This window comes from Helicobacter zhangjianzhongii (assembly GCF_030249855.1).
Lineage (GTDB): Bacteria > Campylobacterota > Campylobacteria > Campylobacterales > Helicobacteraceae > Helicobacter_B > Helicobacter_B zhangjianzhongii.
This window is the reverse complement of the sequence record NZ_JANURN010000001.1, coordinates 363,103-386,096: the sequence shown is the minus strand read 5'-3', so window position 1 is coordinate 386,096 and position 22,994 is coordinate 363,103. Positions and strand designations below refer to the sequence as shown.

Here is a 22,994-nt window from a genome sequence, read left to right as displayed (position 1 = left end):
TTACTCCTAGAATCCACTTTTTATTAACATCTCAAATCCTACCGCCCGCGACTCTTAATTTTTCAGCACAATTCTTAGAATCGTGTTGCTCTCAAACTAACTTTACTCCTAGAATCCACTTTTTACATTTTTGGCGTTTATCACTAGAATCCATTTTTCAAAAAGTGGATTCTAGTATGGATCGCCGCGCAATCGCTACCGCGCTCGTTTCACTCGCTCGCGATGACAGAGGGGCAGCGTAGTGCAAGGCTCGCGATGACAATAAAAGCTTGCTTGCTAGAATCCATTTTGACTATGGATACTAAGCAGCTGCATTACACAAGCCTACGCCCCTATCGGCAAAAATCCATTTACCTTTAATTTTGGAACGCCTATTGCTTCAACCTTAGCACAATCACATTGCAAAGGATGCATTATGAGCTTTAGGATAAACACAAACATCGCCGCGCTAACGGCACACACCACAGGCGTGCAGGTAAATAGAGAGCTTGGGCAGTCATTAGAGAAGTTAAGCTCTGGTCTTAGGGTCAATAAAGCTGCTGATGACGCTTCTGGTATGGCGATCGCCGATAGCTTGCGATCACAAAGCGAGAGCTTGGGGCAGGCGATTCGCAACGCTAATGACGCCATTGGTATGATCCAAGTCGCAGATAAAGCGATGGACGAGCAGCTAAAGATTTTAGACACGATTAAGACAAAGGCTATCCAAGCCGCGCAAGATGGGCAGACGCTAGAGTCTCGCCGCGCCTTGCAGAGCGATATACAACGCTTGCTAGAAGAGCTTGATAATATCGCAAACACTACAAGCTTCAACGGACAGCAAATGCTCTCTGGCTCTTTCTCTAACAAAGAGTTCCAAATCGGCGCGTATTCTAACACCACGGTAAAAGCCTCTATCGGTCCTACCAACTCCAACAAAATTGGGCATGTCCGTATGGAGTCTTCTTCAATCTTAGGCGAGGGAATGCTAGCGAGTGCTGGGGGGCTAAATCTCTCCGAAGTAAGCCTAAATTTCTTGCAAACTGATGGGGTCAATTCTTTCCAACTCGAAGCGGCAAAAATCTCTACTTCTGCTGGCACAGGCGTGGGGGCTTTAAGTGAGATTATCAACAAATTTTCTGATACTTTGGGGATACGCGCTTCTTATAATGTCCAAGCTACAAGCTCACTGCCGGTGATGTCTGGCACGGTGCGAGATTTGGTGATTAACGGCACAACCATTGGGAATATCAACGATGTGCGCAAAAACGACTCTGATGGACGGCTCATTAACGCGATAAATAGTGTCAAAGAGCGCACCGGCGTGTATGCTTATCTTGACATCACAGGGCGGCTAAACCTAAGCTCCCCAGATGGCAGAGCGATACAAATCCAAGGTGGTGGCGAAGCGGCGCAAGTCTTTGGCGGTGGGGATTTTAATGGTATCTCTGGGGTCAATCACGCTATCGTTGGGCGGCTCACGCTTATCCGCACGGATGCTAGGGATATTCTTGTAAGTGGGGTAAATTACAGCCACATAGGATTCCACTCCGCACAAGGCATAGCAGAATACACCGCAAACTTGCGCGAGCTGCGTGGGATTTTTGGCGCAAATGTCGCAAGTGCCTATGGGGCAAACGCCAACACCGCGCAAAGCGATTTGAACTGGAAGGGCATTGGTGCTGGGGTTACAAGCCTGAAGGGTGCTATGCTTGTTATGGATATGGCAGATTCTGCTAGGACGCAGCTTGATAAAGTGCGAGCAGACATTGGATCTGTGCAAATGCAGCTAGTAGCGACTATCAACAATGTCTCTGTTACCCAAGTTAATGTCAAAGCCGCAGAATCGCAAATCCGTGAAGTGGATTTTGCTAGCGAGTCAGCAAACTTCTCTAAATTCAACATCTTAGCACAAAGCGGAAGCTTCGCTATGGCACAAGCAAACGCCGTGCAGCAAAATGTCCTTAGGCTCTTGCAATAGCTCTTTGCTCCCTCAATGCGCTTAAAGGCGTATTTGGGCAAGGATTCTGCATTTTCACAATCAAATCTTAAGCAAATTTCTGCCACTATGTGCCGATGATAAACTTACACGATAGACACACAGATGCCGCACGCAAACGCCAGCTTTATGAGCTATATCTCGCTAGGGCTTGTGGGGTGGAGTTTGTCCAGCCAGCTAAAGTCTCTCACACGCACAATCCCATAGCCCCCCACAATCCCGTAAAATTTAGCGATGATCTCTCTCAAAGGATTATACACTGCAAGCTTTGTGGGCGCAGTAAGCGAGGAAGCCCAGAGCTAGGCTATATCCAAGCTAAATCCCCTGTGATCTTTGTCGTAGAATATGCGATGAGTGAAAATGGCAGGCTAGTGGATTCTAAAGCATCGCAAATGCTTGCTAATATCGCGCATAAGGTCTTTGGCGTGGCGCACTTTAGCGTGCTATCTCTGCTCAAATGCGCCTCCCACCCAGCCAGCCCGCAAGATATAGAGCTATGCGCTCCATATCTCACAAGCCAGCTAGAGGCAATGCCCCCTGCTTGTGTCGTGCTTTTTGGCGAGGTGGTGCTAGAATCCTTGCTCGCCCTAGATCCTAGCCATAAGGGTGCGCTGCTTGAAGCCTTTGGCAAAAAGACTATCGCCACACACTCTATCGCCGCTCTCTTGCGCAACCCAAGCTTGAAAAAAGACTCCCTAGAGCATTTCCGCCTGCTTCAAAGCTTCATACCCAGATAGCCTAGAATCCACTTTTTTCAAAGGGATTTGGCTTTTCTAAAGAAACATCGCCTAACGGCGAGCGGTGTCCCTTGTTTTCTAAAGAAACCTGCTTCGGCTTCGCCTTGCACCGCTTCGCTTGTTTTCTAAAGAAACCTGCTTCGGCTTCGCCTTGCACCGCTTCGCTTGTTTTCTAAAGAAACTTCGCTTCACTTGTTTGCCACGCGGTGCAAAAGCACCGCTCGCAATGACAAAGAAAACGCCCAAAAAGTAGAATCCTCGTTTGATAACACAGCCACAAACGCCCTTTTATTGTCATTGCGAGCGGATTGAAAATCCGCGTGGCAATCCATTTTCAAAAGTGGATTCTAATGGAGAGAGTGGATTACCACGCTCCTAAATGCCACATTTTGCAAGCAAGGCAAGGGCGGCAGTTTGTGAGCGTAGGATTCGCCCTGTATCAAACGCCACGATCTCACGCCCTGCAAAAAGCTCTCTCTCCCTGTGGCTAAAGCCCCCTTCTGCCCCAATTAGCACCCCAGAATCTAGCGCGATACTAGATGCTAATACATCTCCGCCAATAATCTTGCCGCCAAAATCCAGCACCAATGCGTTGGGGTAGCACTCTAGGGCTGCTTGTGTGGATTCTAGGATCTCTATCTCACACAAATCACTCCGCCCGCACTGCTCACACGAGCAAACAAGTATCCGCTCCAGCCGTGCCAAATCAATATGCTGCCCTCTTTGAGAAAAATCCGCCCAAAACACACTAAGCTTACTAAGCCCTAGCTCATTGAAGCTAGGCAGGGCTTTTTCTATGGTCTTAGCCTGTGTGATCGCCCAGATGATATGCGTGTGCTTGCGCGGGGCATTGGGCGCGTGCTTGCTAGAATCTAAACTAAGCCTAGCACATCGCTTGCTAATAGAATCCACCTTGTAGGTATAAAGTCTATCATCGCGCAAATTTCTTAGGGCGAGGTTGCTAGTAGCCTTGCTTCGGCGCGCGCTAAAAATATGCGTGAAACTCTCGCCTTCAAGCACAAGAGTCTGCGCCCCAGCTTCAGCGTGGAAGACAAATTGCATTACACAATGATCCTAAGGCTAAAGAGCAGCACCAAGCATAGCTCTATGCCATAAACCCACTTGCAAAATGTGATGTATTTGCGCATAAGCTCTTCGCTAGTCCTAGCAAGCTTAAGTCGTTTTATCCGCTTGATCTCCATAAGAAAAATCAGCAAAGTAAGCGCGATCATCGCCCCAATCTGCCAAGTCATATACCATTGCCGACTTGCCAAGATAAACACCCCGCTAAAGCTCCCCACCGCCACAAGCAAAAAGATAATAGGCATAACAAACCATAGCTTAATAATCACCTTTTGATAAGTTTTATAAGTAAAAAGTGTGTAGAGATTGATGAGAAAAGGTATCGGGAAAAATGCCATAAAAAATGCGTGGAAAAACACCATATCATTAAACGCCTTTGCGATCATATCGACTTCCATTGCTACTCCTAAGCCTAAAATCAATATGCGTTAATTTTAGCATATTATTATTTCAAACTTTGGAGACAACAACAGCTAAGGATCCCGCTCTATGCCTACACAAAGCCCAGCAAATCGCACACATAAACGCGCTATTATCCTGCTTAATATGGGCGGTCCTACGGATATTTCTGGAGTGGAGAGCTTTTTGCAAAATCTATTTAGCGATCCACTTATCCTACGGATCAAAAATCACTTTATCCGCAAAATGGTAGGCTCATTTATCATCAATAAACGCCTAGAATCTGCCAAGCACAACTACCGCGCCATAGGCGGAGCTTCGCCCTTGCCAGCCCATACTTTTGCTTTGTGCAAGCAGCTTGAAAAGCTGGATTCTAGCGCGATCTTTACCTATGCTATGCGCTATACACCGCCATTTGCCTATGATGTGCTGCGCTCTTTATGCGAGCAAAAGGTCGATGAGATCGTGCTATTTAGTATGTATCCGCAATTTTCTACCACCACCACTAAGTCATCAATGCTTGATATATACCACAATCTTAAAGCCCTATCCTATACCCCTAGAATCCACATAGTAGAAGACTTTCACGCGTATGAGCCATACTATGAGCTAATCGCTAGCACTATCTTAGACACATTGCAAGAGCGCGACCCTAGAGACTTCACGCTTCTGCTCTCTGCCCACTCTCTCCCGCAAAAGATAGTCGATAGCGGCGATCCCTACCCCGCACAATGCCAAAAGGGGGTAGAAATCTTGCGCACGATTTTTGCGCGGCGGGGGATAGAGTTTGCCAAAATTGTGCTAACCTATCAGTCAAAGGTCGGTCCTATGCGCTGGATTGAGCCTTTTACAAGTGATATTATCGCCAAAGCTAGCGGTCAAAATCTCATCATCTATCCCCTAGCTTTCACCATAGATAATGCCGAGACAATCTATGAGCTAGGCATTGAGTATAAAGAGCTAGCAAAGCAAAAAGGCGTGAAAGACTATCTCCTGTGCCCGTGTATGAATGATAGCCCAGAGTTTGCTACGATGATATACACGCTTGCAAAGCAAAGGCTAGATTCTAGCCCCACTTGATAAAGGATATATATGCTCTACTCTTATGTATTTCTACCATTTATGCGCATAATTAGCATAGCAGCGATGCTATGCGCTTTGTGGCTTCTTAGCGGTTGTAAGGATCAAAAAGTGGATTCTAGTGTGGAGGCAAGCGAGCTTGATAAAAAGACCTATGCGGGATTAGAAGATGTCTTTAATGACACAAGCACTATTGAGACTAAGGGCAAATATATGCTCCTAATCTTTGGGGCAAATGGCTGCACATATTGCGAGAATCTAAAAGATGACATAAAAGCCCATAAAAACCTCCGCACAATGCTTAAAGAGCAGTTTAATGCCTACTATATCAACACAAGTTATAGCAAGCTCCATACATTCCGCATAGGAGAGAGCGATACGCTACAAGACCACGCAATCCCCACGCGCCAGCTCGCACAAATCTACCGCATAGGACCGACCCCGACCTTAGTCTTTGCCGCCAAAGATGGCAGGACGATCCTGACTTATCCTAGCTATCTCCCGCCTAAGCAATTTAGCGCATTGCTAGAGTTTATCGCACAAGGCTCGTGGCAAAAGGCAAATGGCGATGAGAAGCAAATCGCCACAATGCTGCAAAAACACCTGCAAGCTTTATAGCTATTGGAGATGATATGAAAACCTCTATAACACCCCCTGCTAGCCCTATTAGGATCCTCAAGGCTTTTTACTCCTTTAAGGTCATTTTGCCCATTATATTTTTCTACGCGCTAAGTTGCGCGATCGCTACATTTATAGAGAATGACTATGGCGCAAATGCTGCTTATACGATCATTTATGGCTCGTGGTGGTTTATGCTCTTGCATATATATCTTGCCATTGCCTTGCTTGCTAGCTTTATCCACTCCTGTGCCTACAAACGCAAAAAATACGCCTCTATGCTGCTGCATAGCTCATTTATCGTGATCATCATAGGGGCTGGGATCACGCGGTATTTTGGGACAGAGGGAATGATGTGGATACAAGAGGGCAAGAGTGTGAGCTTCTACTACTCTAATGATAATTACATCAATATCGCCGCGCTAAATGACTCGTGGCAAAAAGACTATGCCCAAATCCCTGCTAATATCAGCGCATTTAGAGGGATTTTTACAAATTCACGCATTAAAGATAGCGCGATGATCTTTGATAAGCCCGTGGAAGTCCTCTCACAAGAAGTCGCGCTAATCCCCAATAAATCCCCAAGAAATGCCCCAATGCTACTGCGCTTGCTTGTAAGCTACAATGGACAGACAAAGCCTATCGAGCTTATAGGGGGAAATGGCTTTTCTAATGAACACGCCGCGGTGCGTGAAGAAATCGGCGGAATGAAAATGAGCTTCCACTGGGGATCTAGGCGCGTGGAGCTGCCCTTCTCCCTACGCTTGCTACAATTTGAGAAAAAGACCTATGCCGGCACGGATAATCCTTCTTCTTATGCCTCAGAGGTGGAGATTTTAGACGCGCAAGGCTCTCTTATCAAGCCTTTTAGAATCTTTATGAATAATGTCTTAGATTTTGGGGGCTATCGCTTCTATCAAAGCGATTATTTCTTCAACGAAGAGGCAGGCAACTACACTAGCGTGCTATCTGTCAATCACGATCCGGGTAAGCTCCCCACCTATATCGGCTATGCGATGCTAATCATCGGGGCATTGTGGCTGCTGTTTGACAAAAATGGTCGCTTTATGCAGCTAGCACGCTTTGTCTCTAGCCATAATCTCGCGCAAAAAGGCGCGCTTGCCCTTGTGTTAGCATTAGGGCTACTCTATGGTCCAAATCTCCACGCAAATACGCCCAATATACAAACCCACGGCAAGCAAGGCACGCCACTTGTAGAGACAGGCGCGGCGCAAAACGCAGACTCTAGCAAGGTGGATTCTAGTGCGCCACAAAAAGTGGATTCTAGTGCGGCGCAAACCTCACTGCCAGATAATCTTATGCAATTTCTTACTACTAGCAATCACCTTTCCAGCGAGCAAATAGAGTCCTTTAAGCGCGTGTGGGAGGATTTGCGTAAAGATCCAGATAGTATTGACCCAGCGCATAGACAGGAGCGTATCGCGCTTTTGCGCGATAATGCTAGGGAGTTTGCCACCCGCCTTAGTAGAATCCAGATCCAAGACTACGCCGGTAGAATCCAGCCTTTTGACACAATGGCTATGCACATTATGCATAAAATCTCTAGGACAAATGGCTTTGAAGGGCTAGATAATACCCAGACCCTAATGGGAGCTATGATCTTCCCTAGTGATTTTGTAAGTGCTAATCTAATCCACACCAAAACCCCAAAGCTCCGCGCGATCCTAGGCGTGCCACAGGATAAGGTGCGCGTATCGTTTATGGATATTTATGACACACAAACAGGAGAATCCAAGCTGCATAATTACTTCGCTGATGTGCAGCACAAAAGCGAGAGCGAGTGGAATGCCTTTGATAAAGATGTGCGCAAGGTAACAGAGAGCTATGAGATTGTAAAAAGCGTGCAAACACTCCTTTACTTGCGGATTTTCCCAGACCCTAGCACAAAGCGGTGGTTTTCTGCCACAGAGCTTACCTACCTCTTACTCCAAGGACAGCTGCCTATGCAAGAATATGAGCCGATGATACAAAAAGTGGATTCTATGATGAATGCGCTTTTTATGGGTATGATTCTAGGCGTTAGCACAAATTCGTGGGATCTTGGAATCTCTGCGCTAAAGAGCCTAGAATCCTATCAAGAGCAAAATGGCGGAGAGGATTATGTCAGCCCTAGTCGCATAGAGTGGGAGATCGCGCTTAATCACTACAATATTTTTGAGACACTTATCCTGCCTTATACGCTACTAGGCTTGCTTGGGCTGCTTATCGTGCTTGTGTATATTTACAAAGATCGCGCTGTGCCTAGGAGAGTCTATCGGGTATTTTTCGCGCTTATTGCTCTGTGCGTCATAGCCCACACGCTTGGGCTTATCGTGCGATGGTATGTCTCTGGGCACTCTCCGTGGAGCAATGCCTATGAATCAATGATCTACATCGCGTGGGCTTCTGGGATCGCTGGGGTGGTGTGTTTCCCACGATTTATGCTAGCTCTTTGTGCGACAAGCTTTTTCTCTGGGGCGAGCCTTTTTGTCGCTCATCTAGGCTATATGGATCCACAGATCCAAGATCTAGTGCCTGTCTTGCAGTCTTATTGGCTTAATATCCATGTCTCTGTGATTACCGCAAGCTATGGATTTTTGGGGCTTTGCTTTGTGCTTGGAGCTTTCACACTTGTGCTATTTATCTTGCGTAAGCCCGATAAAGCACATATAGATAAAGCTATCATTTCAGTCAATGCCATCAATGAAATGACGATGATTTTAGGCATTTTTATGCTTACAATTGGGAATTTTTTGGGCGCGATTTGGGCGAATGAGTCGTGGGGGCGATATTGGGGCTGGGATCCTAAAGAGACTTGGGCGTTGATTGCCATTGGCATTTATGCCATTGTCTTGCACCTGCGCTTTATCAAGTTTAGCAATCTGCCCTTTGTCTTTGCCACAGGCAGTGTGCTGGCATTTTATAGTGTGCTAATGACCTATTTTGGCGTGAATTACTATCTCGCGGGCAAGCACTCTTACGCCGGGGGCGATCCTGTGCCTATGCCGTGGGAGATGTATGTGTTTATCGCTATCACGCTTGGGCTTATCATCATTGCTAGTTTCAAAAAGACCCTGCCCGCACCTAATGTGGCTGGCAATGGGGCTAGCTAAGTAATGCGTGCGCTGGCGTGGGTGGGGGTATTTCTCCTATGTAGTGTGCTAGGGCTTGGTGGGCTACTCTTCACCAAAGCTGGCAATACAATCTTACTCCCCTTTGCCCAAAGCGCACTCAATCACTCCCTGCCTTTTCAAACACAACTCCAAACCCTAGCGATCAAAGTGGATTCTATATATGCAGAACTTGTGCTAAACAAAACACTTGCTATCGTGCTAGAGGGGCGGCACTCCCTAGGGCGCAAGCTTGATATACAAGCTAGAATCCACTTTTTGCATACAGGCACTGATCATAAAGAGTCCGCACCACTTGGCTACTTACATATACAAGGCGATCTAGCAAACTACACCATACAATCCACAAATCCGCAATCTACAAATCCGCATAGCCCCGCAGAAATCTCCTTTGCCCTATTTGCTCGTATGAAGTTTTTGTCCATACAAGAATACACGCTTGAGCTGCGCGCTGTGCCTATGGAGCAAGTGGCGCGATTTTTTGACATAGACATCAATGCAAAAGGCACGCTCTCTATCCTAGCCCAAGAGCAATCCCAGATCTTGCAGCTACGCTTACAAAGCGACAAGCTCTCCTTAGGTGCGCTTGATATGGGCATAAACACACTTTACTACAAGCGCGATAGCACGCACCAAGAGCTAGCTGGCACATTTAGCGTGGGGGGTGAGATCATCACAGCACTAGGCAAGTCTAATGGCAAGGAAGCCTTGCAAAGCACTCTTTACTCTTCACGCCAAGCCCCTATGGCTTCTGCGCAAACACAGATTCTTGATAATGCGCTAGCTTATAGCTTGCATATCAGTGATCTTGGGGCGTTTGGCAGTGTATTTGGCTTTGACATACAAGGTGTGCTAGAGCTGCAGGGCAAAATTAGTGCCGATAATGGAATCACCTTTAGTGCTGCTAGCTCATCTTTGGGCGGAGAAAGCACGCTTACTTTGGAAAAAAATATCCTAAAATTCAGTGGTGAAAATCTCTCGCTTATGCGTATCTTGCAGCTACTGAAAGCCCCTACAATCCTAGAATCCAGCCTTATGGTAGAGAGTGTTTATAATCTCGCTTTCCACAAAGGCACTATCAATATTGAAGGGCAAAATTTCGCTATCTTGCTTGATGATCTTGGTGCTTTTGGGCTAGAAGCCTTTGACACACAAGATAATGCCCAAGATGCGTGGGGCGTGGGCTTTGATACAAAAGTGGATTCTAGTCTAGTCGTAAATGGGCAAATAGAGCGCGCACAAATCACCGCACAAGCTACTATAAAATCCCAAGACCAAAGCCTACGGACAAGCAAATGCACTATTGATCTAGCCACACAATCACTTGATGTAGAGTTTTTAGAATCTGCAATCACACTGCAAGGCAAGCTTAGTCAAATGCAAGCCCCACAAATTAGCCAAACACCAGACGCGCCAGAAGCAGAAGACCTACAAACAATCTATGAAACACAAGATCTGCAAGAAAACACGCAAGACATAGAAGAAATACAGGGAATCTAAAGTGGCGGACAGAGAGGGATTTGAACCCTCGAGACCCGTTAAGATCTGCACCCTTAGCAGGGGTGTGGTTTCAGCCACTCACCCATCTGTCCGTAGCAAAATAAGGGGCTAATTCTAAACTAAAATTTATAAAACAAACCTTAACGACTAGCCCTATCGTGGTTTCTTCGCTCATCAATAAGCTTGGCAAAACGCTCAAAAATATTGCGCGACTCTCTAGGACCGGGGCTTGCCTCTGGGTGGTGCTGCACGGAAAAAATCGGCGCATTTTTATAAGCCACGCCCTCAATGGTATTATCAAAAAGATTTCTATGTGTTACAACAGCGACTTGCTCAATGGATTCTGGGACACAATAGTTGTGGTTTTGCGATGTGATCTCTACAGAATTGTCCAAAAGATTTTTCACAGGGTGATTGCCGCCGTGATGCCCAAATTTTAGCTTATAAGTTTCATAGCCGTGCGCTAGGGCTAGGAGCTGATGTCCTAGGCAGATCCCAAAAATAGGGATTTTTGCTGCAATTAGCTTGGTGATTTCTCCCACTTCTTTACTAAGCATTTTGGGATCACCCGGACCATTGGATAAAAACACCCCATCAATCTCACCTTTTTCAAAGGCTTTGCATAGCTCATCAGCACAAAATGTATGCGGATATACCTTTGCCAAAAGCCCAGCACTCACAAGCTCGTTTAAAATATTACGCTTTGCTCCAAAATCAATCACTGCTACTTTATAACGCGTGATAGGCTTACTATAAGAAAAATCCGTGAACTCATACACACCTTGCGTATGTGTAAAATCATTAGTTGTAGAGACATTTTCAATATGGTTTTGTTGCTCGATTGCAGGGGAGTCTCGCAAGATCCTAGCTAGCTCATCTCTATCACTAATATCGCTTGAAGCAACCATCATCATCGATCCTTGCGTGCGGATCATTTTCACCAACGCACGCGTATCCACACCACAAATCCCAAGGATATTGCGCTTATCAAGGAAGGATTTTAGGCTCTCTTGTGCGCGAAAATTCGAGATAGTATCATCATAATGTCGCACAATCACCCCAGAAGCAAACACATCTCTACTCTCGCAATCTTGCTCATTCACACCTACAATCCCGATCTCTGGCATAGTAAAGACAATAAACTGCCCAGCATAGCTAGGATCTGTGATGATTTCTTGATAGCCGGTCAAGGAAGTATTAAAGACAATTTCCCCCACCATCGTGCCACTTCCAGAAAATGCTTGCGCTTGAAAATACACGCCATTAGCACAATACACCCAAGCTGGTCTTATATCATCTGCCATATCATCTCCATTTATCGGGCTTACATAAAGCCCTTTTTGCGTAACTCTTCTTCATAAAGCTTGTCATAAATCAGCTCATACTCATCTGTGCCTACAAGAAGTTTGCGTTTGTAGTTCTTGATTTTCTCCACAATCTCATCTTGGATCTCATCGTGCATTTTGGCAAAGCTATCAATCGCCTTAAAAATGATATTTTTAATTTGATTTTTATTGACATTAAACTGCACATATTTTTTCTCAATTAGCGTATCTAGAATCTTGTGTGAAAGTGCATTATATCGATCATCCCAAAAGAGCAAAAACCGCCGCTCATCAGCGATCTGCCGCTTGATCATACCAAAGAGCTTGCGCTCATCAACACGCAAAAACTCAACTTCACTTTGATTCTTCTCTAGCAGCTCTTGAGCTTTCAGGTCAATTGCTAGCTCCTCTTTCACATCCGCTTCAAGGATACCCTTTGCCACTTTGGCGACACTCTCAATGGGGACTTGCAACACAAGCAAGCTAGAGTTATATAAATCAAGTGCTATTTTATTGGCGATATATTCAATTTGATTAAGTCGTAACCGCATAGTGCAACCTCTAGATAGAATGCGCTATTATAGCATTATTTAGATGAAATATTTAGCTTGGTCTTGTGTGGGATAAATCATTAGTAGTTTTAAGAAATAAAAAGATAGCTAGAATCTAGTTAGATTCTAGCTATCAAGCAAGGCACTACAACGCAAATAAATCACTAAATTCATTAAACGCCATAGATTCTAGCTTACCTTGATCACTGCAAACAGCCTTAATCTGCTCGCATTTTTTGGGGCTAAGTTTTAGGGCGATATTGCGTTCAAACTTAGCTACAAGCACAGGTATCCCCTCTGCTCTTCGGCGTTTATGCCCGATAGGATACTCCACCTCTACCTTTTCACTCTTGCTACCATCTTTGTAGAAAATCTGCACCGCATTGGCAATAGAGCGTTTATCAGCTTCTAAATACTCACGCGTATAGCGATCATCTACTTCTACTACCATCTTATCACGCAGGGCGTCAATGCGTGTATCACTCGCTACTGAATCTTCATAATCTTCTGCAGTGAGTCGCCCAAATACAAGCGGCACAGCTACCATATACTGAATGCAGTGATCCCTGTCAGCTGGGTTTGCAAGCTCACCGACTTTGTTGATGATTCTATGTCCAGATTCTTGAGTGGTGATTACAATTTTTTCAATAGAATCTAGTCTGTCTCTCACTTCATTATGCAATTTCAACGCACATTCTACGGCAGTTTGTGCGTGAAATTCTGCTGGGAAGCTGATTTTAAACAGCACATTTTCCATTACATAGCTGCCAAATTCTTGTGGGATAGTGAGCTTTTTGCCCCGCATTTTCACATCTTCAAATCCCCAGAATTCCGCGCTTAACGCACTTGGATAGCCCATTTCTCCGCTTAATGCTTTTAGGGCTAGATTTACGCCCCTTGAGCTTGCGTCCCCTGCCGCCCAGCTTTTGCGTGAGCCTGTGTTTGGTGCGTGGCGATATGTCCGCAACGCCCCACCATCAATAAATGCGTGGCTTACTGCGTTTCGCACTTCTTCAAAGCTCCCACCAAGCATAGCGCACGCCACCGCGGTAGAAGCGATCCTAACAAGTAGCACATGGTCTAGCCCCACTTTGTTAAAGCAGTTTTCTAACGCAAGTACACCTTGAATCTCGTGTGCTTTAATCATAGCACTAAGCACATCTTTGACTTTCAAAGGCTCTTTACCTTCGGCAATATTTTTGCGGCTTAGATAGTCTGCTACTGCCCAAATCGCCCCTAGATTATCGCTTGGGTGTCCCCACTCTGCGGCTAACCAAGTGTCATTAAAATCAAGCCATCTAACCATAGCCCCTACATTAAACGCCGCTCTCTCTGGCTCTAGCTGATAGCTAGTCCCCGGAATCTTTGCTCCCAAAGGGCGAAACTCCGCCCCCTCAACAACAGGTCCTAAAAGCTTAGTGCAAGCTGGAAAGTTTAGGGCTAAAAGTCCGCAACCTATGGTATCCATAAGGCAGTATCTTGCTGTCTCATACGCTAAAGGCGAGGTAATCTTATACTCCAACGCATAACGCGCAATTTTTGTTAGCAACTCATCAAATTCTGGTCGTTTGGTATCTAGTGTTCCCATATCGGCACTCATTGTGTTCTCCTTGTAGTTAAAGTTAAAATTATGTCCGCCTTGCCTTTGCGGTTAAAATCGCGGATTCTGCGTTCGCCAACTTCGGCACTACCGCTTAGGTAGCTTCTCGTTGGCTCACTTGAAAACCACGATTTTTCCTCGCAAAATCAAGGCGTAGCAGAAGATTTTTCAAATCAAATAGCTCTGCCTTGTGTTATTAGAATCTAGATTCTAGATTCACCGCCGCTGATGTCAAATCCTTTGTGTGGCAAAAATTCAAGTTGCCTAAGCGGCAAGATTTTTGAGCTAAAAATGGGGCTTTGCAAGGCTTTGGCAAGGAGTTACCTAAGCGGTAATGACGCAGCCAAAGCCGCAGCAATCGCCGTTTTTAGCCAAAAAGCTAACGCGCAAAAGCGCACAAAAGATTAACGCTTATCCATAGGCACAAACGCCTTATTATCCGGTCCTGTATATTGCGAACTAGGTCGGATTAGCTTATTATTCCCCCTTTGCTCAAAGATATGTGCCAGCCACCCTGCCGTGCGTGAAAAGATAAAAATCGGCGTGAAATACGGCGTGGGAATCCCCATAAAGTGATAAGCACTCGCACTATAAAAATCAAGATTAGGGAAAAGCTTTTTTTGATCCCACATTACCTTTTCTATGGCTTCACTTATGGGGTATAGCCCCTTTGTGTCTTTCACATCTTCACCTAGCCTTTTACTCCATTTTTTTATCACCACATTGCGTGGATCTTTTTCCACATATACGCGATGTCCAAAGCCCATAATCTTATCTTTTCTAGCAAGTTTATCTAAAATCCCTTGCGTTGCCTGCTCTGGCGTTTTAAACTCCTCTATCAAATCCATTGCCGCTTCATTTGCTCCGCCGTGCAGTGGTCCCCTCAATGCCCCAATCGCCCCGGTAATCCCTGCATACACATCAGACATTGTCGCAGTAATCACCCTTGCGGTAAATGTAGAGGCATTAAACTCGTGCTCTGCATACAAAATCAAACTTGCGTGCATAGCCTTTACCCATAGCTCTTTTGGCTCTTTTTGGTGCAAGGATTCTAGGAAATATCCGGCGATAGAATCTTGCTTAGATTCTGTGTTTATCTCCTTGCCACTTGTATGATAATGATGCCAGAAAGTCAGCACACTTGGGAAAATACCTAAAAGCCTTATGCCAATTTTTTGCTGATTTGGAAAAGATGCTTTAAATACATCATATTCTTCTCTCTCCAAACAACCAAGTGTAGAACACGCTGTCCGCATAATATCCATAGGGTGTGCATCTTTGGGTAAAAGCTTTAGCACTTCTTTTAGCTCTTTTGGTAAGCTTCTTGCGGCTATTAGCTCTTTTTTGAAAGATTCTAGCTCTGCTTTATTTGGTAGCTTTTCTTTTAATAGCAAATATGCCACTTCTTCAAACTCACAATGCTCGGCTAAATCATAAATATCATAGCCTCTATAATTTAGCCCGTGTCCTGTGCCGCAAGTACAGATTGCTGATTCTCCTGCGCTTATCCCTGCTAAGCCACCTACTTTTTTTGCGACTTTTTCTGTTGGTGCTGCCATTTTCTCTCCTTTCTCTTAAGTTATTTTTTGCTTTTAAAGAGCGTATCAAGCTTTTGCTCATACTCGTGGTAGCCAAGCATTTCATACAGCTCATCGCGTGTTTGCATAGAATCTATGCTATTTTTCTGCGAGCCATTATTGATAATGTCTTGAAACACCGCTAATGCCGCCTTATTCATAGCCCTTGCTGCTGATAGTGGATACAGCACCATAGAGATTCCTACATTTTTTAGCTCATCTTTGGTGAAGTAAGGCGTTTTGCCAAACTCCGTGATATTTGCTAGAACAGGCACTTTTATGACTTCAGTAAATTGCTTATACTCTTCTAGCGTATGGATTGCTTCAGCAAAGATCATATCCGCTCCTGCCTCCACATAGGCTAATGCCCTTTCAATCGCTACTTGTTGCCCCTCACTTGCGTGGGCATCAGTCCTTGCCATTACCACAAAGCTAGAATCTAGCTTTGCATCCATTGCCGCTTTTATCCTATCGCACATCTCTTCTTTGCTGACAAGCTCTTTGTTGGGGCGATGTCCGCAGCGTTTTTGCGCGACTTGATCTTCTATGTGGCAGCCTGCTGCACCACTTCGTGTTAAGTCCTTAATCGTTCTAGCGATATTAAACGCTCCACCCCAGCCCGTATCTGCATCTACAAGCAAGGGTAAATCACTTACCGCCGTGATGCGGCGCACATCAATACACACATCTTCTAATGAGCTAATGCCAAGATCAGGCACACCTAAGCTCATCGCCGCTAATGCACCACCGCTTAAGTAAAGGGCTTTTGCACCGCTTTTTTGCGCTTGTATAGCAGAGTAGGCGTTAATCACACCTATGATTTGCAAAGGATTATTTTCCTTTAATGCTTCTCTAAATTTTTGTCCTGCTGTTTTCATTTTGCCTCCTTTATATTTTTAGATTTTGGGTAGCCAAGATTCTGCAATGCTGCTTCAATCTCAGGCATTACGCTAGAATCTTCAATCGTGCTAGGCATTTTCCATTCATTACCATCAGCAATATCACGCATTGTGCCTCGCAAGATTTTACCACTTCTAGTTTTTGGCAGTCGCTTTACCACCGCGACAATATGCAATGAAGCCACCGCACCAATCTCTTCTCGCACAAGCTGCACGACACCTTCGCACAGGCTTTGTATATCTCTTTCCAGCCCATCTTTTAGCACGACAAATGCTAGTGGTATCTCACCTTTTAACTCATCATTCACGCCGATAACCGCACATTCTGCAATATCTGGGTGCTTCGCAATCGCCTCTTCCATACCGCCAGTTGAGAGCCTATGTCCTGCGACATTGATGACCCCATCCATTCGCCCCATTACAAACACATAGCCATCTTTATCAATATAGCCACTATCACCAGTAAGATAATAGCCCGGATAGTGATTAAGGTATGAGTTTTTATATCTTGTATCATCGCCCCAGATTCCCATTAGGCACGCAGGGGGCAAAGGTAGCTTGATGACTAGATTGCCTAGCTTTCCGGCTTTGCACTCCTTGCCCTCTTCATCTAGGACTTTGAGATTAAATCCGGGCATAGGCTTTGTAGGTGAGCCGGGCTTTACCGGCATTTGCTCTAGTCCTAGCGGATTTGCCGCTATCGCCCAGCTTGTCTCTGTCTGCCACCAGTGATCAATCACAGGCTTTTTGACAAGCTTTTCAATCCATTTGAGTGTATCGCTATCGCACCGCTCCCCAGCGACAAATACCGCTCTAAGTGAGCTAATATCATACTTTTTAAGCCATTCACCTTTAGAATCTTCTTTTTTAATCGCTCTAAATGCAGTAGGTGCAGAGAATAAAATATTTACTTTATATTCTTGCACCACACGCCAGAATGCCCCCGGATTTGGCGTTTTGACAGGCTTGCCCTCATAGAGGATAGTCGTGCAGCCATTCATCAATGTCGCATACACAATGTAGCTATGCCCCACAACCCAGCCTACATCACTTGCCGCCCAAAAGACATCGCCGGGCGTTGCGTTGTAGATATTATCCATAGACCACTTCATCGCCACAGAATGCCCCCCATTACTGCGGATCACGCCCTTTGGCTTACCAGTCGTGCCAGAGGTGTAGAGGATATACAGCGGATCAGTGGCATCCACAGGCACGCATTCTACGGGATCTGTCTTTTCCTCTTCACTCTCCCAATCCACATCACGCCAAGGCAGCATATTTGCCCTCTCTTGTGGGCGTTGCCAAATAAGACAAGTGGTAGGCTTATGGCTAGAGCTTTTTATAGCTTCATCTAAGATAGGCTTATATTTCACCACGCGTGAAATCTCTATCCCACAAGAAGCACTCATAATTACGCGTGGCTTGGCATCTTCAATCCTAGCAGCTAGCTCGTGGGCGGCAAATCCGCCAAAGACCACACTATGGATCGCCCCAATCCTAGCACAAGCAAGCATCGCAATCACCGCTTCAGGGATCATAGGCATATAGATAAGCACTCTATCGCCCTTTACCACGCCTTTATTGACTAGGATTCCAGCGGTTTTTGCCACTCTTTTGCGTAGCTCTTTATAGGTGTAGGACTTTTTTGTGTCTGTTACAGGTGAGTCATAGTGCAATGCCACTTGATCGCCTCTGCCATTTTCTATATGCAAATCAAGGGCGTTGTAGCAGGTATTCATACACCCACCGACAAACCACCGATAATGGTCATTGACAACATCAAGCACCTTATCCCATTCGTGATACCAATGCACCTTTTTAGCGGCTTCTGCCCAAAAGGCTTCAGGATTTTCAATGGATTGTTGATACACTTCTTGATATGTGGGCATTTCACCTCCTTTAAAGTTTGATAGGGATTTATTCTAGCTAGAATGCGCGGATTTGCTATGAACAATTTTTGCGTTTTTGATGATTAGATTTGGGCATAAACCATTATAATTGCACAATTTTTGTGCAATTATTGTAAGATATGACTAGAATCCAGTTTTGAAGATTATTTGTTTAGCACGATTCTAAGCATTGCAGCGGGGCTGCGGGAGCTTTCTAAAGAAACTTCGCTCGCTTGTTTTCTAAAGAAACTTCGTTTTGCGTGATTTTTAGAGTAGGAGTTACCTAGAGTGGTAATGACTGCCCTAAAAATCACACAATCAATCGCATTGCTCACCCAAGATTGAATTGCGCGCCCTAGAATCCACTTTTTGAAAGCAGGCTATTATGGCATTCAACACCCTAGAAAAGCTCATCGCTATTTATCAAAACTCCGGCTTAAGTCTCTCTAAATTCGCCCAAATCATCGGCAAGGATAGGCGCACACTCACTTCGTGGATAGATAAAAGTGTCGCCAAAACACCGCCCCTAGAAGTATGCCAAGCTATTTCTACATTCTTCCGCTATCCTAGTAGGATCTGGGAGCAAGACTGCGAGAAAGATGAGTTTTTCTCTCTCTTAAAAGCCCTGCCACAAAGCGAGATAGCTATCATAGATAAAGGCTATGAAGGCGGACTTGCCTATATTTTAGAAAAAGAATCCAAAAGACGCTTTGTGATCCACCCTCGCTTCCCCTCTCCTGCTTATCGGGATAAAATCGTTACTTTTCCCTACAAATTTGGCAACTCATCGCGCGCACAAAGCTTGCGCAAAATCCGCTATGAACGAATGCTAGAGCATAGCTTTGAGAGCATTGAGTGGTATAGTATAGAATCTTTACTGCGCTTTGGATTCTGCCCTATTGGCAATCTTTTTACCATAGATGAGCGCATACGCATACTTGAGCTAATTATAGAGAGCCTAGAAGACAACTACAACAAATCTCTTTACTTTTTTGACTCTTATAGCACCAAGCTCTTTGGGATCGATAGTGCTTATCTCTCGCTTTTGCCAGATGATGGGCTAATGTTTCTAAAAATGCCCATAGATTCTATGATCCTAGAGATACGCAATGCTGCTTTGGTGCAGAGGATCCACAAGCACTTCACCTCTCCTAGCCACGCCCCCAAACACACACAAAAGCAGCATAGCCTACATATCGTGCGCACACTTATGGAATCACTCAAAAATAGCAATGATCTCTTAAGCTTTTATGAGATTATCGCAGACTCCACGCCCTATGGCGAACTCTTTGCTAATAATATCCAGCCACACAGCCTAGCCCACTAGCTCTTATCAAACTAGATTCTAGTATCCTAGCTAAATCGCCCTAGAGAAAAATGCCTACAAATCTCCTGTGGCAATTCACCTCGTTGCAACGCGCTAATGCCTAGCTCCCCAAGAGCTGGAGCAAATTTAAATCCGTGGCTAAGTCCGCCAAGATACAGCAAGCAAGAGTCAATAAAATCAATGATAAAGCCTTCATCAGGTGTCATTGCATAAGTGCATACTGCCCCTGTGCATAGCTCACCCAAGCTAGGCATAAACGCGCGGATATGTTCAGCGATGGCACGCTTATCACTCTCTATATCCCCAAAGCCTAGAAGCTCATCGCGCGTAGTTATATCCTGCCCAAAGACATTAAGCCCGATTTTGACCCCAGAGCCAAAATCCGGGAATCCATAGAAATGATCTCCATTAAACTCCATAATAAACGCCGGCATAGCATCGCGTAGCTGATAAGAGCTAGAATAAAACCAATTAAGCATTTTGCGCTTAGGCTTTACAGGGATTTGTGGTAGATCAAACGCACACACACTAAGGATCTCACTAGCAAAGCTCCCCGCACTAAGCAAAATCTTATCAGCTAGGATTTGACTAGAATCCGTATAGATATAATAGGCTCCGCCTTGCTTCTCTATACGCCTAATGCACGAGATAAGCACATCTGCCCCAAGCCCTACTGCTAGCCTTATGGCAGTTTCTACACTTTTATCGCTATATACAAACCCCGTCCCTCTCTCCAAAATCCCTGTAAAATGATCTGGCACATTGATCCCATAGAGCTGGCTAATCTTTTGGGGGCTAAGGAGCATTGTATCTAGGGCGAAGTCCTTGCTACTTTGCGCGACATTGCGCATAAACGCACTTGCAGGATCACCGATATTTAGCACCCCACATCGCTCAAAGATCTTTTGCCCACTTGTTTGCTCAAACTCCCCCCAAAGCTCAAAAGCACGCTGCAACAGCGGGATATACTTCTCCCCCTCGCCATAAGCTATGCGGAAGATTCTAGTATCGCCGTGGTAGGAGCCATTAGAATGTGGTGGTAGAAAATTATCAATCAAGCAGGTCTTAAGCCCTTGCCTACTTGCATAATACCCAGCAAAGCTCCCTACACTCCCACTACCGATAATCACAACATCATATTTCATCATTCACCCCTTGTGTAATAGATTCTAGCAAGCCTGCGCTTATGGATTCTAGTCGCGGCAAGCTCGCGCTTATGGCGTGCTACCACACACATCGTCCGCTAATACACGCATTTAATAGCTCTGGCAAAGGCAGCAGAGCATTGCCACGCCTATCCTCGCCCTCACCACTGCAATTATGCAGTGAAATTATCGATTCAAAAGGATTGCGATGAGATCTTGCAACTTCTAGCACACCTAGCCCAAGAAGCTCCAAATGCCGCGAGCCAAAGCGCGTGAGTCGCTCTATCATATCTGCTGGATTCTGCACAGCCTGCACTCTTGCGCGGAAAGATTCTAGGCTAAGGCTTGGGGCATTTGCAGGGATAATCACCACGCCATCGCGTAGCCTTAATGCCGCCACTGCGTGCCCTAAATTTCTACCAGATAAAGGATCCAATCTCACAAGCGTAAAGAGAAACACACTCCCCACAGGTCGCTCTAGAACGCTTTGCAGCAAAGTATAAATCCCACTCTCCTCCACACTCTGCCCTAGCACACTCCACTCATATTGTGGAAGCATAGAAATACTACTTGCCAACGCCCTGCTTGTCCCACGATAAAACAACTCCCTATGATCCCTAGCAGGGCTGTCATAGTAGCCTAAAATATCTTGCAAAGTATCGTGCAAAAGCGAGTTTCTCGCATAAAAGCTGGCAAAAGGATTGACCCCCGCCCCTGTATCAAAAAAATACCCCCCACTACCGCGCGGATGAGCGTGCGTCTCTAAGAGCTCGGCGATTGCTTGATAAGCTTGCAAAAGGCAGATCCCACACACCCCACTACTTGCCCTAGAAGTATCCGCACTAATATTGATATGCCACAATCGCGCCACCCACGATTCATTAAGGCTAAAATAAGCAGGCAAGGCTGGGGAGCTTTGCATAAAAGACTGCTGCAAAAGTGGATTCTGCTTATTGTGCCCTTTGGCACTCTGTGTGGGTAATATCGCAAGCAAGTGTTCAAGCAAGTATTGTAGAAGCGATCTAGGGGGCGTGGATATGGGGCTAGCTTGTAGGATCTGTTTTGATGAGTTTTGCAAGGGATTATGCTTATGCCCCGGGGCTGGGCAGGTGCGGAGATTTTCTCCAATGTTTGCGCTAATGAAGCGCAGCCACTCCTGTGTAATGTGATCTAGCTCAAAGGCAGAAGTCGGGCTATTTTGCACATCATTGCTAGCATACTCCTTGCTAGCGACATAGGGCACACCCCAGTGGATCCCATAGCGCGTAAGTCGCAAGATATTGCTATCTTTATCCAAAAAGGCGAAATGCCTATCATCAATGGGGATAGGCTTGAAAAAGGCTCTATTATCCTTAGGAGGCGTGCCATCTGTGCATAGTCCCCAAACCACCCAATCCCACGCCTGCTTGCCTGTATTAGAATACATACAATACAGCCGCCCACTGCTCTCATCATAGCTTGCAATATGTCCGCTCAAAAGATTGTAGTAGAGAAATGCGGTGTTTTTCTGTGATTGATTGTTAGTTAGGAAATACCGCTCCTGCCCTTGTGCGTAGCTCACGCTCCAAGAAATCGCGCTTTGGATAGTGAGATTTGCCGGGGTGGCTATGGTGCTTGCCCATTTCTGCATAGAGTGTTCAAGCGTATGTGTATAAAGCCCACCTGCAAAGGTATGTGCTGCATACAAATAGCTCCCATCATCTTGTAGGCTATAAATGCCATCAAGCGAGTAGAAGCGATTGTCCTTTAGCTGCCATTGCTGGCTTGGGAGATTGATAGCACAGGGCGATAAATGCACATAGTCTTTATCGCGCCTTCTCTCTACCACAGAATCTGGCGCAGTGATACATAGCCAAGTATCGTTAATGCGATATGCCAAATGGCTAAAGACATCAAAACGCGCTTGCGGGGCAGCTTGACAGCTTGAGAGAACGATATAGCTTGTGCCGCCTGAAAATGTGGGGACATAGCATAGCGTGCGATTATCTTGGGTTAGCACGCGTATGGGCGTATCTTGCGGCTTTTGGGCTAGGGTTTGCTTGGGGCTAAAGGGAGTGGCATAGAGCAAAAGGGGCAAAAAAAGGGCAGATACACTACCTACAAATACACTCCCTAGAGTTAAGGCGACTTTAGCAGGGTTTGCCATAGATTCTAG

General features: G+C 45.5%; 21 protein-coding genes and 1 tRNA gene. 9 read left to right on the top strand and 13 right to left on the bottom strand.

From position 1 onward, the window contains the following. From NYG90_RS01730 to NYG90_RS01720, 3 genes are all read left to right on the top strand, one after another. Nucleotides 1–242, top strand: a 242-nt coding sequence (locus NYG90_RS01730; protein WP_285264608.1) for a hypothetical protein, incomplete at its 5' end; no start/stop codon positions are given. Nucleotides 243–415: 173 nt separating this feature from the next. Continuing rightward, nucleotides 416–1,960, top strand: coding sequence for a flagellin B (locus tag NYG90_RS01725; RefSeq protein WP_150336946.1), 1,545 nt, complete (start codon nt 416–418; stop codon nt 1,958–1,960). Between the two features lie 95 nt (nt 1,961–2,055). Next, the gene (locus NYG90_RS01720; protein ID WP_350338540.1) at nt 2,056–2,715 is read left to right on the top strand and encodes a uracil-DNA glycosylase family protein; all 660 of its coding nucleotides are present in this window, start codon (nt 2,056–2,058) and stop codon (nt 2,713–2,715) included. 1 nt (nt 2,716) lies between these two features. Here NYG90_RS01720 and NYG90_RS01715 read toward each other — a convergent pair whose 3' ends face one another. From NYG90_RS01715 to NYG90_RS01700, 4 genes are read right to left on the bottom strand one after another with little or no spacing between them, the layout of a single operon-like run. Beyond that, nucleotides 2,717–2,872, bottom strand: coding sequence for a hypothetical protein (locus NYG90_RS01715; RefSeq protein ID WP_285264607.1), 156 nt, complete (start codon nt 2,870–2,872; stop codon nt 2,717–2,719). Nucleotides 2,873–2,903: 31 nt separating this feature from the next. Further along, nucleotides 2,904–3,047 (bottom strand): hypothetical protein, encoded by a 144-nt coding sequence (locus NYG90_RS01710; protein WP_181814167.1) that lies wholly within the window; start codon nt 3,045–3,047, stop codon nt 2,904–2,906. A 43-nt stretch (nt 3,048–3,090) separates the two neighbouring features. Then, complete coding sequence (locus NYG90_RS01705) at nt 3,091–3,777, bottom strand: 16S rRNA (uracil(1498)-N(3))-methyltransferase (RefSeq protein ID WP_285256420.1); 687 nt, start codon at nt 3,775–3,777, stop codon at nt 3,091–3,093. After that, entirely contained in the window at nt 3,777–4,196 is a 420-nt protein-coding gene (locus tag NYG90_RS01700) for a hypothetical protein (protein ID WP_115011205.1), read from the bottom strand. The genes NYG90_RS01705 and NYG90_RS01700 overlap by 1 nt, the downstream gene beginning before the upstream one ends. Nucleotides 4,197–4,287: 91 nt before the next feature. Here NYG90_RS01700 and hemH point away from each other — a divergent pair, with 91 nt between their 5' ends. Genes hemH through NYG90_RS01680 form a run of 4 tightly spaced genes read left to right on the top strand, consistent with a single transcriptional unit; the run spans nt 4,288 to nt 10,526 of the window. Continuing rightward, nucleotides 4,288–5,277, top strand: coding sequence for a ferrochelatase (hemH, locus tag NYG90_RS01695; protein ID WP_285264606.1), 990 nt, complete (start codon nt 4,288–4,290; stop codon nt 5,275–5,277). A 12-nt stretch (nt 5,278–5,289) separates the two neighbouring features. Continuing rightward, nucleotides 5,290–5,895 carry a SoxW family protein gene (locus NYG90_RS01690; protein ID WP_285256418.1) on the top strand — a complete coding sequence of 202 codons (606 nt, stop codon included), beginning with the start codon at nt 5,290–5,292 and terminating at the stop codon, nt 5,893–5,895. Nucleotides 5,896–5,909: 14 nt separating this feature from the next. Then, on the top strand, nt 5,910–9,008 hold the full coding sequence (locus tag NYG90_RS01685; RefSeq protein ID WP_285264605.1) for a cytochrome c biogenesis protein CcsA: 3,099 nt from the start codon (nt 5,910–5,912) through the stop codon (nt 9,006–9,008). 3 nt (nt 9,009–9,011) lie between these two features. Next, nucleotides 9,012–10,526 (top strand): hypothetical protein, encoded by a 1,515-nt coding sequence (locus NYG90_RS01680; protein ID WP_285256416.1) that lies wholly within the window; start codon nt 9,012–9,014, stop codon nt 10,524–10,526. Nucleotides 10,527–10,528: 2 nt separating this feature from the next. Here the strand turns inward: NYG90_RS01680 and NYG90_RS01675 are convergent. From NYG90_RS01675 to prpD, 4 genes are all read right to left on the bottom strand, one after another. Next, nucleotides 10,529–10,618: transfer RNA gene (locus NYG90_RS01675), tRNA-Ser, on the bottom strand. 48 nt (nt 10,619–10,666) lie between these two features. Further along, on the bottom strand, nt 10,667–11,830 hold the full coding sequence (carA, locus tag NYG90_RS01670; RefSeq protein WP_285256415.1) for a glutamine-hydrolyzing carbamoyl-phosphate synthase small subunit: 1,164 nt from the start codon (nt 11,828–11,830) through the stop codon (nt 10,667–10,669). A gap of 20 nt (nt 11,831–11,850) precedes the next feature. Next, on the bottom strand, nt 11,851–12,402 hold the full coding sequence (locus NYG90_RS01665) for a DUF507 family protein (RefSeq protein WP_285256414.1): 552 nt from the start codon (nt 12,400–12,402) through the stop codon (nt 11,851–11,853). Nucleotides 12,403–12,547: 145 nt separating this feature from the next. Then, nucleotides 12,548–14,002: a 2-methylcitrate dehydratase gene (prpD, locus tag NYG90_RS01660; protein ID WP_115011193.1), complete on the bottom strand. Its 1,455-nt coding sequence runs from the start codon at nt 14,000–14,002 to the stop codon at nt 12,548–12,550. A gap of 228 nt (nt 14,003–14,230) precedes the next feature. On the opposite strand from prpD, the gene NYG90_RS01655 reads away from it, so the two are divergent. Continuing rightward, entirely contained in the window at nt 14,231–14,410 is a 180-nt protein-coding gene (locus NYG90_RS01655; RefSeq protein WP_285264604.1) for a hypothetical protein, read from the top strand. Here the strand turns inward: NYG90_RS01655 and prpC are convergent. The 3 genes from prpC to NYG90_RS01640 are packed head-to-tail and all read right to left on the bottom strand — an operon-like array spanning nt 14,407 to nt 18,367. Continuing rightward, nucleotides 14,407–15,561 carry a bifunctional 2-methylcitrate synthase/citrate synthase gene (gene prpC / locus NYG90_RS01650; RefSeq protein ID WP_285264603.1) on the bottom strand — a complete coding sequence of 385 codons (1,155 nt, stop codon included), beginning with the start codon at nt 15,559–15,561 and terminating at the stop codon, nt 14,407–14,409. The two genes, NYG90_RS01655 and prpC, sit on opposite strands and share 4 nt — an antisense overlap. 20 nt (nt 15,562–15,581) lie before the next feature. Further along, on the bottom strand, nt 15,582–16,457 hold the full coding sequence (gene prpB, locus NYG90_RS01645) for a methylisocitrate lyase (RefSeq protein WP_285264602.1): 876 nt from the start codon (nt 16,455–16,457) through the stop codon (nt 15,582–15,584). Next, on the bottom strand, nt 16,454–18,367 hold the full coding sequence (locus tag NYG90_RS01640) for a propionyl-CoA synthetase (RefSeq protein ID WP_285264601.1): 1,914 nt from the start codon (nt 18,365–18,367) through the stop codon (nt 16,454–16,456). The genes prpB and NYG90_RS01640 overlap by 4 nt, the downstream gene beginning before the upstream one ends. A gap of 385 nt (nt 18,368–18,752) precedes the next feature. Between NYG90_RS01640 and NYG90_RS01635 the strand changes: the two genes are divergently transcribed. Further along, entirely contained in the window at nt 18,753–19,694 is a 942-nt protein-coding gene (locus NYG90_RS01635) for a hypothetical protein (protein WP_285256409.1), read from the top strand. A 26-nt stretch (nt 19,695–19,720) separates the two neighbouring features. Here NYG90_RS01635 and solA read toward each other — a convergent pair whose 3' ends face one another. After that, nucleotides 19,721–20,839, bottom strand: coding sequence for an N-methyl-L-tryptophan oxidase (gene solA, locus NYG90_RS01630; RefSeq protein WP_285264600.1), 1,119 nt, complete (start codon nt 20,837–20,839; stop codon nt 19,721–19,723). 79 nt (nt 20,840–20,918) lie between these two features. Next, the gene (locus tag NYG90_RS01625; protein ID WP_285264599.1) at nt 20,919–22,985 is read right to left on the bottom strand and encodes a DUF1561 family protein; all 2,067 of its coding nucleotides are present in this window, start codon (nt 22,983–22,985) and stop codon (nt 20,919–20,921) included. Between the last annotated feature and the right edge of the window lie 9 nt (nt 22,986–22,994).